Genomic DNA, 10,669 nt, shown 5'->3' with positions numbered 1-10,669 from the left:
CGCGAACTGGCGATGGGCCGTCGCTATCGCTCGCCAGCGGCCATGTCGGCGCTCACGCAGTTCAACGCCGAGGTGGATTTGCGGCGCTTCGCATCGCTCACGAAATGGCAGATGGAAGTGACCGGGCTGATGCTGTGCGGCATGAACGTCGTCGAGACGGCGCGGCTCTTTCGTGTCGGCAAGAGCACCATCAGCGCGCGACGCCTGCACGCCTTTAGACGGCTCGGTTTTCCGCTCGCGCAAGTGCTGATGACCGATGCCGACTGGCGCGCGGCACAGAAGGGCGCCCGTGCGCAATTCACCGTGTTTGCGGGCCGTATTCGCCACATCGTCGTGAACAACAAATCGCGCGTCGCGGATGCACGACTGCAACGGCTCATCGCGCATGCATTGTGCGGCAGCGACGGCGTGGACGGCGTGTGCCTGTTGCGCACGTCGCGGCTCGAACGCGCGACGCAATTGCTGCAGGACGTGCCTGGCGTCGCGATCGATGGCGCGCCGCGTTTCTCGCGCGGCGCGAGCACCGGCGAAGTCGATGTCGTGTTCAACATCGCGCAAAAGGGCAAGCCGGCTCAAGTCGATCTGATCCTCGATAACAAGGGCGTCGAATCGACGGGCACGTATCGCATGGGCGTGACGGCGTCGGCGAACAATCTCTTCAGCGCCGGCGATGCTTACGCGTTCACCATCACCGGCACCGACAAGAAGATGTGGACGGGCGCGCTCACGGGTAGCGCGCCGATCTTCGATGACGGTCTGCGCATGACGGGCGGCATCACGCGTGAGCAGTACTTCATCAATGCGGGCACGCCGATCAAGGGCGTGGCGACGACCGGACAAGCCGGCGTGCAGTATCCGTTCGCACGCGGGCTCGATGCGAACGTATGGGGCGGCGCATCGCTGCTGCACAGTCAGACCTCGACGGATTTGAGGGACTACAACGCGAGCTCGCACAGCAAGCTCGATTCGCTGCAACTGTCGCTGAGCGCCGATAACGGCGAACGCGCGCGGGCGCTGCGCACCAATCTCGCGGCCGGGCAGATCGCGCTGACGATCGGGCATCAACGCAACGATGACCCATCGGATCCGATCACGCAACGCGCGGGCAACTACGCGAAGCTCACCACGACGGACTTCGGCACGTTCGCGCTTTCGAAGAGCGGCAACCTGTATGTCTCGGGACGCGTCACCGGTCAGCTCGCGAGCCGCAATCTCGACGCGAGCGAGAAGCTCGGCCTCGCCGGTCCCGATGCCGTGCGCGCCTATCGTGCCGATGAAGGTTCGGCCGATGAGGGCGTCATGGCGAGCGTGGGTCTTTATCAACGCATTCCTGTTGCATCGGGTCATCAGATTCAGCTGGGCGTGTTCAGCGACTTCGCTTATGGACGCGTGAACCACTCGCCTTGGGATGGCTGGGAGAACACGTATCCGGGCGTGGACGGTGTGACGAACAACCGCGTGCTTGCAGGCTACGGCGTAGGTGTCGACTGGCTGACGCCGATTGGCGCGACGGTGTCGGCATCGGTGTCGAAACCGTATCGCTTCTCCGAGACCTCGTGGATCGAGCCTGGAAAGAAGCCGACACAGTACTGGCTCTCGGTGACGTGGAGTCACTAATGGAACCCCAAGGTCAAGTGAGAACATCATGAAAGAAACCAGCAAGGCAAGCCTGCGCCGTTCGCGCGAACCCGCCTTCATTCAGCACTATTTTGCGGGCGATGGCATCGATATCTGCGCCGCCGATGATTCGCTCGCATCGCACGCACATGTCTTTCCGCGCATGCGCAACGTGACGTCGTGGCCTGCCACGAAAGGCGATCTCTCGGCGATGGGCGGCGCCGACGAAGCATCATTCGATTTCCTGCACGCGAGCCACCTGCTGGCCGGCCAGCACAATCCACACAAGGCGCTCGCGCGATGGCTCGAACTCGTGAAGCCGGGCGGCCATGTCATCGTGACGGTGCCGGACGAAGATCTTTATGGCAAGGGCGTCTGGCCGAACCGCTTCAACGACGCGCACAAGGCGAGCTTCACGATTCACAAGGCCGGCAAGACGCTGCCGCGATCGGTGAACGTGCTGGACCTGGTGCAGGCGATGTCCTCGGTGGCCGATTGCGAACGTATCATGCTCGTGCGCGATCACTTCGATAGCGCCCGACGCGAGGCCGATCAGACCGCCGACAGTCATGCCGAATGCGTCATCGAAATCGTGCTGCGCAAGCGTGCCGTGCCGACGCCGCAGGAGCTGAAGCAAACGATGGAGCACGCACGCAGCGCAGACGACGCCATCGCCGCGGCGCAGGAAGCGGTGCGCCTGTATCCGTATCGCTTCGACATCTGCCATCGCGCGATGATGACGTTGCTGCGCTGGGATGCGCCCGAATTCGCCGATGCGATGTGGCAGCAGTGCGTCGAGCGCTTGCCGGGTGAACATCTGCCGCGTCTGTATCAGGCGTTGCATCTCATCGCGCGAGGCAAGCTGCAAGAGGGCTTCGCATTGCGAGAAACGCTGATGGGCCCGCTGGGATGGAAGCGCCGCACCGCCATGCAGCCGCCGCGCGAAGTGCCCGAGTGGAAGGGCGAATCGTTGAGCGGCAAGTCCATCGCCATCTGGAGCGAGTTCGGCCTGGGCGACGAGATCTTCTTCTTGCGCTTTGCGAGGATTCTGCGCGAGCGTTGCGATGCGCGGCGCGTGGTGGTCGTGTGCCAGACGCCGCTCGTCGAACTGTATGAGGCCTCGCACGATGCCGATGATGTCCTCGACGTGCAACACGCAGCGAACCTCTCGGGAATCGATTACTGGGTGTTCCCGCACGCGATCCCCGCTCGATTGCCGCTCGACCTCGATGCGCTGCCTTCCACCGTGCCTTATCTGAGAGCGCCGGAAGCGGTCGCGTCGAAGCTGCCCGAGGTCGCGCCGGGGAAGCTGAAGGTCGGTATCGTCTTCAAGGGCAATCCGACGCATGAGAACGATGCGAGCCGCTCGCTGCCGTCGCTTGCCGTGCTGAACGATCTCTTCGCCGTCGATGGCATCGAATTCTTCAGCTTGCAGAAGGGCGCGGGTGCGGACGAGGCGGCCCAGTATGCAGCGCAGCGTCATAACTTCCACGACGTGGGCGCGCAGTTGAACACGATGGCGGAAACGGCGAGCGCGATCGCGGCGCTCGATCTCGTGCTGACCGTGGATACGTCGGTGGCGCACGTCGCGGGCGCGATGGGCAAACCGGTATGGCTGATGTTGCCGGCCTTCGGCGACTGGCGCTGGCACTACATGCGTGAAGACAGTCCCTGGTATCCGACGATGCGTCTGTTCCGCGTGCGCTTCGGCTGCAATTGGTCGGAAGTGGTTGCGCGCATCGGTGGGCACTTGCGCTTCATGCTGGCCGGGAACGCATCGCGCGAGGGCGCATGAACAGGCGTGCGGGTGTCGGGCAGGTATTCGTTAGTTTCGTCTGCAACTATCTGCTTGCGATGGGCGTGCTGTATGGGCTGGCCGCTCTTCTTCGGGATTCGTGCAGCGCGTGTGTGGCGCCGCAGCGCACGTTGATCGGCATCGCGGGGGCGACGTGCATCGTGTTCGTGCGGCCCGCGCTGACTGGGTGCGATCGGGACGATGCCATGTTCCTGGGCCGTCTGATGGGACTCGCGCTCGGCGTGATGACGCACCTGTGGCTCGACGCGCTGTCCGTCTGAGCGAGCGTTTGCGGCGAATCGAATTCCATCTATATCTGCCGCGCCTTTCATCAATGAAAATGAAAGTAAGCAGCGATGTCCGGGAAAGGTACGGGTGCATCGAACCTCTCGTGCGCTGTCTCTTGCCGGGCCGCCGACCTTTCTTCGACACATCTTGCCGCCTTGCACAGGCGGCTTTTTTAATCGTGAGAACGGTTCGCCCAACGACGTAGCGCGCGGGTCGCGAGGGGCACGTTATCGACATTGTTCGATATATCGGCCAGTCGCGTTTGACTACAGTGATCCGATTCAAGCGAAGCCTCATGTGCGCGGTGACGATGCGCAATGCATCGCACATCGCACACTCGCAAGGCGCTCGCTTCGCCTCTCGCACGCCGCATTCCTAGCCAGGTGCCTTATGTTCGTTTCAGATTCGATCAGCCACGTCTTGCGAAAGCGCGGTGAAGCAGGATGCGCATCGGCGCTCTTGCTTACGGCGTTCGGCGCGATGTCGTTCGTGTTCCTCGCTGCCGCCTGCCCGAAGACGTCGGAGTGGATGATGATGATATTCATCGCGGTCGTCGTGATCGGATCGATGATCGTGATTACGTACATGCTGGTCGTTGCAAGCAGCGAGTCGATGCTATTGCAGCGAGCGGACGACGCACCCGAAGCGAACATCGCGCGATCGCAAGGCACGAAGCCGACCTGCAACTTGTGCCGCGGCAGTGGCCGGCGCCTGCGCCTTGGCTGTATGACCTGTAAAGCGTACTGCGAAGACGACAACCCGAAATGAACGACTCCCCTCTGACACCGGCTGGGCATGCGCACACGCAAGCGCCGGCTCTGGTCCTTGATTACGATTCTCGGTATCCTAAAATAAATTCACGGTATTCCAGCCGGGTCGGAGGGCGTGTCGATGCACTGGTTTCGTCGTCTGTTGCATCGATCGCGTCGAGCGGTGCGTCCGTTTCGACTTCCGATTCAAGCGTCCAGAGCGCCCCGAGCGGTGTGCCCATGAATGGACATACGGGCACGGTTCGCGTGGTGCTGGCCGATGATCACCCGATCGTTCTTCTGGCCGTCTCCGACCAGTTCTCGAAGCTTCCCGGCTTCGTCATCACCGCGACGGTGAACTCGGGCGCGGAGCTGATCCGCGAGCTCGATAAAGAGCCAGCGGATCTCGTCATCACCGATCTCGTGATGCAAGGCGACGAAGAAGTCGAACTCGACGGCTTGCGGCTCGTGAGCAGGCTGCGCCGCTCACATCCCGATGTCCCGCTCGTCGTGCTCACGATGATGGCGAGCGGCGGCATGTTTCATGAACTGTGCAAGCTTGGCGTCGCGGCGATCGTGAGCAAGGAGGAGCCCGCGAGCGAGCTTGCGCGGATCAGTCTGCGCGCGCTCGCGACGAAGGAAACGATCCTGTCGCCGAAGATCGAGCATCGCCTTGCGCGCGAAGGCTCGACGACCAAGGATCTCGCGCGCGAACAGCCGCTTTCGCCAAGGGAGCTGGAAGTCGTGCGCCTCTTCGCACAGGGGCTGTCGGTGACTGAAATCGCACGGACGCTGAATCGTTCGGTGCCGACGGTCGCAACCCAGAAACGGTCGGCCATGCGCAAGCTGCATGTCGAGAACCACGTCGACCTCGTCAAGTATGCCGCGAGGACAGGGTTGGCCTGATGGAGCGCTTCTTCGCCGCATCGCAGAATTCTCCTCTGCATATGCTGCGGATGCTCGAAAGCAACCTCAGGCGAGAGCAGCGTATTTTTGCGGTAGCGGTGGGCCTGCTGATTTTCACCGTATTTTGCGGAGCGGGCGTCACCGGATTCTTCATGTTGACGTCGGCATTGAAGAACGAAGAAGAACTCGCGCAGACGGCGATGCGCAACGTGAACCTCACGATATTCAGCCGGTACAACATGCTTACGCCGGGCACCTTGCTTCTGGATGTGGGCGCGGCCGGACCGAAGAGCGGCGAGCCGGCAAATCCCAAGCAGCCTCAATGCTCGGCCTATCCGCCCGACCGGGAAGACAAGGCGCTCGCCGCCGCGTGCCAGGCGGCGCATCAGATGATCCCCGAGGAAAGCTCGACGCTGATACTGCAATTCGCGGACTTCGAAGGGACCGCGTCGTATGGTTTTGGATTCTTCGCCGGTACCGACGACAAGGTTGCGCCGCGTCAAAGGCTCTCCGAGCTGGCGGCGTCCGCGAAGTTCTACATGAGCTCGCACGGCATCGCGCCGCTCGATGCCGCGTACACGCGGCGCGCCATGTGGTTCGTCGCACCGCCGTCGATCGGCTTTCCGACGCTGACCATCGTCATGTTCATGGTGGTGGTGCGAGACAACGCGCCTTACGGCCTGGTCTTCACACGGGTCACCCTCAATCGGGCGCTGCGCGACGGGACGTCGGATTTGCTGGCATCCCAGATAGCCATCTTCGATAGCGAGAATCGCTTGCTCGCCGGCGAAGACACAGCGTATCTCCGCTATGCCAACGCGCGGCTCGAGAAAGCGCCAAGGGGCGTGTATCACTGGCTGCTCAGAGGCTGGGCCGCGAGACTCGACCCGCTTGCTATGGGCGTCGGACACGTTGTCGTCGCGCTTCCTCTCGGGGACGCGGTGGCCGCGAAGCGCGTGCAACTATCGATCCTGCTGCTCGTCGCGGCGTCGCTCACCGCCATGTTGCTCGCGATGTACCGCTACTGGAATGCTCATTTCCTCACCCGTTCGTACGAGCAGGCCTGCCGGGCGGTCGAGGGCGAAATACTGAACCATCTGCTCGTGCATGCGACGCCCGTGGGCCTGTGCATCGCATTGCATGAGGATTTCCGCCTCATCACGGCCAATCAGGTCGCGCGTTCGCTGTTCGACCTGACCGATGCCTCCCCGGCGCGGTTGCCCGCCGGCCTCTGCGAGGCGTTCCTGGCGAGCGGCATTGCGCCGGCGAAAGAGGGTCAGGAGGCGATGATCCGCCAGGTCCAGTACACGCTCGAGAAAGCGGGAGGCGGCACGCTGCATCTCAAGGTGTCGTACGCGCCGGCGGTCGTCAACAAGGCCAACGTGCTGTTCTGCGCGATCGCCGATATCACCGAGCATTATGAAGTCGAGCGCCTGTTGCGCGATGCGAAGGAAACCAGCGACGCCACCGCGAAAGCCAAGCTCAGCTTCTTCGCGTCAATGAGCCACGAGATTCGCACGCCGCTGTCGTCGCTCGTCGGCAATCTGGAACTGGTGTCGCTGGGACCGCTCGCCGCGGAGCAAGAGGCGCGCGTGCAGGCGATGCAGGCATCGGCGGGCGCGCTCCTGAAAGTCGTGAACGATGTCCTCGATTTTTCGAAAATGGACATCGGCGAAATGCGGCTCTCGGAGGAATGGGGCTCGATTCGCGAGCTCGTCGTACACGTGATGGCCGCCCATGCGCCGCTCGCGAAGCGGCAGGGCTTGCGGCTCTTCGTCGTGATCGATCGCGCGTGTCCCGCGAAGCTCTTCTTCGATCCGATACGCGTGTCGCAGATCCTGAACAACCTGCTCGGCAACGCGCTCAAGTTCACGTACTCCGGAAAAATCGTCGTGCGCGCGCGATGGCTGAACGGCGCGCTCGAGCTAAGCGTCGCGGATTCGGGTATCGGCATTCCGGAAGCGCAGCGCGAGAAGCTCTTTCAGCCGTTCATGCAGGGCGACGCGCACCGCCTCACGCAGGCGCGCGGAACAGGGCTCGGCCTGTCCATCTGCGTGCGGCTGTGCGAGCTGATGAAAGGGAAGATTTCGCTCGACAGCACCGAAGGCGTGGGCACCCGCATCCAGGTGACGTTGCCGCTCGCTGTCGACGAATCGCCGGGAAGCGGCGACGCCGCGTTGCTCGACGGCAAGGCGGCCGTTCTGTGCCGCGCGAGCGAGTATCGCGAATGGTTCGAGAATCTCTATGATCCGAACAAGGCCACCGTCACGTACATGGCTCAACCGAACGCGGCGCTCGCGGAGGGCTGCGAGTATCTGATCACGACCGACGAGTTCACCGAGCAGGACATTCAGGCGGTGTGGAAAGACCGGACGGGGGTTATCCGCATGACGCAGAACGGCCCGCTCGTGCCCGTGCATTGGGCCGACGGTATGCTCGAAGTAAGCATCTTCAGTCTCAAGGGATTCAGGGATGCGGTCGCGGCCATCGGGGAGCGGCGGCACGAGTTTTCACGCCCGGTCGCCGGCGGCGCGCCGCTTGTGCCGGCCGCGCGCACGACTGGGGCGATCGTGCTGATCGCGGAAGACAACCGTCTGAATTGCGGCCTGCTGCGCGATCAGCTTCTGACGCTCGGGGCATCCGTGCTGGATGCGCACGACGGCGACGAGGCGCTCGATCTGCTGCGCAAGCACCGCGTGGATATCGTGTTGACCGACATGGACATGCCGAAGATGTCCGGCGCGGAATTGCTCGACGCCGCACGCGCGCTCGATCCGGCCATGCGCATCTATGCGATCAGCGCGAGCGCGAGCGCGCAGGATGTCGAACGCGGGCGCGCGCGTGGCTTCACCGACTATCTGACGAAGCCCGTGCCCCTCGCGGTGCTGGCCGGCGTGCTGCAGACGGTCGGGCCGAGTCTTGCGGATGCAGCGGATGAAACCGACGCGCACGGCGCGACCGAGCCACAGGAAGACGAGTATCTGCCACCGCGCTTCCCGGAGGTTCCGGCGGCTTACGTGTCGGACTTTCTTGGTCAGATCGAAGAAGACATCGCCGACCTCGACGACATTTGCAAGCACGAGGACGCGCGCGAACTGCGCCGCTGGGCGCACAAGCTCGCGGGCGGCCTGACGGTGCTCGGCCCCTCGATGATGTATGAAGAGTGCCAGGAGCTGCGCGCGATGCTGAGGGAGTCGGAACGCTGGGTGGACGATGTCGGGACCTATGCGACGCAACTTCGTAGTGATCTGGTGGAGCTTCGTGAGATATTGCGTGCGGTGGTGAATGCGGATCAGAAGTAGGGGGGCGAGGAAGCCCTCGACGCACGGTTTCTGGCTTCCTATACCTTCATGATGCGCGTTGCGCGGATAAACCACTCTTTCGATAGAAGCGCCCCACATATCGACACTCGATATTCGCGTTATCGAAGCCTTCCCATTCGCAAGACAGTTCATAGCCGACGTTGGCCATGAAGCGCGCAAACTTTTCCGCCGAGAAAAAGCGGTGCGGATAGGACGCTTTGTAGATCGACGCGGGGACGCGCTGAACGCGTGATGCGATCCTCGGGTTCGTCGATGAACGGAGTACGGTCGATCACGATGCAGTCCGATAGCGCCGCCGCCTGCGCTATATATTCAAACGGATCATCGAGATATTGGAGCGACCCGGGGAACAGCGTGAGATCGATTGCATTTCTCACCGCCGCCGATCCCAGTGTAGGGTAGAACTTCAGCGTGTCATCTTCGAAATCTTCGCGTCCGGCCGTAACGTAGTCGCGCTGCTCGACATTAGACCATTGCAGGCCCTCGATCTGTCGCAGAAACTTTCCATGCTGGAAATAGAGACTGCCGAGCGATCCCCCGAAATCGGCCACATGAAGATTGCGCTGCTTCATGTTCGCGGCATGGAGCAGGCAACCGAGTAGCGGCCAGCGAAATTCCTCGTGCCCAAAGCAGACCGAATCACGCTCGAACTTGGCCTCGCCGCGTTTGACCTTCAAAGCCGATGCACGCACGGCCTGAAGTATGTCCGGCGCATCATAACCTTCCGTAGCAGCGCGCGCGGCCGACCAGGATGGGTAGCGTCCGATGAACTCAGGCGTCAGACGACACAGCCAGTACGTCGGCGAGAGAAGATGGCTTGGCGTTGGCATGTTCGAACTGGCCCGTGGCCGCTCGTGGAGCGCCTGACGCGCGCACCGTGAGCTTTGACTATGACCGAAATTCCGTGTGGCTTTCCCTGCCGGGGATCGCGCGCGCATGTCCATTGCGAGCAATGGCGGTTGCGGGCAGTTTAGTCAAAGGCACTTCGCCGGGTGACCGCTGGCGGAAGAAAGCATGAAAATGGCCAGAAGTTGCCGGCGTCTGCACGGACACGAAGCTTCGCTCGGGCGGCTCCTCACATTCGTGCAATGCGCTACGCCGCGTACCGCGCAGCCGGCGTGTCCGTCGACAACTCCGGCGCCATCGCCTGCCGCGCGGCTTCAAACGCCTCCCACTTCGCGCCATCATGCAGCGATGGAATCGTCACGAGCTCGCCACGATCGAAGCCGACGAGCGCCGCATCGACCAGATCGCCCGCGGACATGACGATCGCCTTGTCGAGATTCTCGATCGGCAGGCCGCCCGTTTCCCAGAAGTCGGTGGCGGTCGCGCCCGGCAACACGGCCTGAATGCGCACGCCCTTGCCCGATAGTTCACGATGCAACGACTGGCTGAACGCCAGCACGAACGCCTTGGTGCCGCCATACACGCCGTTCAGAATCTCCGGCGCAATGCTGACGATCGACGCGATATTGATGACCGCGCCCTTGCCGCGCGCGACGAAACCCGGCACCGCCGCGTAAGTGAGGCGCGTGAGCGCGGTCACGTTCAGATCGATCATGCGTGTCATGGCGTCGACGTCGCTGTCGAGCAAGGGCGTATGCGTGCCGATGCCCGCGTTGTTCACGAGCAGCGTGATGCTCGCATCGCCCTTCAATTTGGCTTCGACAGCCGCGAGCGCGTGACGGTCGTTCAGATCGGCATCGAGAATCTCGACGCTGCGGCGCGTCTCGTTCGTGATGCGCCCGGCGAGCGTCGCGAGGCGATCGCGATTGCGCGCGACGAGAACGAGGTCGTAGCCGCGTCGCGCGAGCCGCTCCGCATAAACCGCGCCGATGCCCGAAGACGCGCCCGTGACGAGCGCCGTGCCGAGGTAAGTCTGCGTCATGATTCAGCTCCGTGAAAGAACAGTTGATGATTGCGTGAGGGAATTCTGGACCGGTTTGACGGTGGCGCAAATGACGTATAAGGTACGGATTCAGGACATGGAG

General features: G+C 62.7%; 8 protein-coding genes. 6 read left to right on the top strand and 2 right to left on the bottom strand.

Annotated features, from left to right (window positions below; all coding sequences use genetic code 11):
* Positions 1-12 precede the first annotated feature (12 nt).
* The 6 genes from NCS28_RS22730 to NCS28_RS22705 all read left to right on the top strand — a co-directional run bounded on the left by NCS28_RS22730 (position 13) and on the right by NCS28_RS22705 (position 8,657).
* On the top strand, positions 13-1,617 hold the full coding sequence (locus tag NCS28_RS22730; protein ID WP_250516032.1) for a ShlB/FhaC/HecB family hemolysin secretion/activation protein: 1,605 nt from the start codon (positions 13-15) through the stop codon (positions 1,615-1,617).
* Between the two features lie 28 nt (positions 1,618-1,645).
* The gene (locus NCS28_RS22725; protein WP_250516030.1) at positions 1,646-3,412 is read left to right on the top strand and encodes a methyltransferase domain-containing protein; all 1,767 of its coding nucleotides are present in this window, start codon (positions 1,646-1,648) and stop codon (positions 3,410-3,412) included.
* A complete protein-coding gene (locus NCS28_RS22720) occupies positions 3,409-3,693 on the top strand; it encodes a hypothetical protein (protein WP_250516029.1) in 285 nt (94 codons plus the stop codon). The genes NCS28_RS22725 and NCS28_RS22720 overlap by 4 nt, the downstream gene beginning before the upstream one ends.
* A 397-nt stretch (positions 3,694-4,090) precedes the next feature.
* A complete protein-coding gene (locus NCS28_RS22715; RefSeq protein WP_250516028.1) occupies positions 4,091-4,468 on the top strand; it encodes a hypothetical protein in 378 nt (125 codons plus the stop codon).
* Positions 4,469-4,689: 221 nt separating this feature from the next.
* A complete protein-coding gene (locus tag NCS28_RS22710) occupies positions 4,690-5,355 on the top strand; it encodes a response regulator (RefSeq protein WP_250516027.1) in 666 nt (221 codons plus the stop codon).
* 152 nt (positions 5,356-5,507) lie between these two features.
* A complete protein-coding gene (locus tag NCS28_RS22705) occupies positions 5,508-8,657 on the top strand; it encodes a hybrid sensor histidine kinase/response regulator (protein ID WP_250516026.1) in 3,150 nt (1,049 codons plus the stop codon).
* A gap of 149 nt (positions 8,658-8,806) precedes the next feature.
* Here NCS28_RS22705 and NCS28_RS22700 read toward each other — a convergent pair whose 3' ends face one another.
* Together NCS28_RS22700 and NCS28_RS22695 are read right to left on the bottom strand one after the other, a co-directional pair.
* The gene (locus tag NCS28_RS22700) at positions 8,807-9,508 is read right to left on the bottom strand and encodes a methyltransferase, TIGR04325 family (protein ID WP_250516025.1); all 702 of its coding nucleotides are present in this window, start codon (positions 9,506-9,508) and stop codon (positions 8,807-8,809) included.
* A gap of 263 nt (positions 9,509-9,771) precedes the next feature.
* Complete coding sequence (locus NCS28_RS22695) at positions 9,772-10,566, bottom strand: SDR family NAD(P)-dependent oxidoreductase (RefSeq protein WP_250516024.1); 795 nt, start codon at positions 10,564-10,566, stop codon at positions 9,772-9,774.
* Positions 10,567-10,669 lie beyond the last annotated feature (103 nt).

Origin of the sequence: Caballeronia sp. INDeC2, assembly GCF_023631325.1 — a bacterium.
In the GTDB taxonomy this organism is placed as follows: Bacteria; Pseudomonadota; Gammaproteobacteria; order Burkholderiales; family Burkholderiaceae; genus Caballeronia.
The sequence above is the reverse complement of the archived record's forward strand: the minus strand, read 5'-3'. Positions and strand labels throughout refer to the sequence as shown.

Bases quoted from the DNA above. Each gene is read 5' to 3' on its own strand.
- NCS28_RS22725 (WP_250516030.1), top strand. From the start codon at position 1,646: ATGAAAGAAACCAGCAAGGCAAGCCTGCGCCGTTCGCGCGAACCCGCC.
- NCS28_RS22700 (WP_250516025.1), bottom strand. From the start codon at position 9,508: ATGCCAACGCCAAGCCATCTTCTCTCGCCGACGTACTGGCTGTGTCGT.
- NCS28_RS22705 (WP_250516026.1), top strand. From the start codon at position 5,508: ATGTTGACGTCGGCATTGAAGAACGAAGAAGAACTCGCGCAGACGGCG.
- NCS28_RS22720 (WP_250516029.1), top strand. From the start codon at position 3,409: ATGAACAGGCGTGCGGGTGTCGGGCAGGTATTCGTTAGTTTCGTCTGC.
- NCS28_RS22715 (WP_250516028.1), top strand. From the start codon at position 4,091: ATGTTCGTTTCAGATTCGATCAGCCACGTCTTGCGAAAGCGCGGTGAA.
- NCS28_RS22695 (WP_250516024.1), bottom strand. From the start codon at position 10,566: ATGACGCAGACTTACCTCGGCACGGCGCTCGTCACGGGCGCGTCTTCG.
- NCS28_RS22710 (WP_250516027.1), top strand. From the start codon at position 4,690: ATGAATGGACATACGGGCACGGTTCGCGTGGTGCTGGCCGATGATCAC.
- NCS28_RS22730 (WP_250516032.1), top strand. From the start codon at position 13: ATGGGCCGTCGCTATCGCTCGCCAGCGGCCATGTCGGCGCTCACGCAG.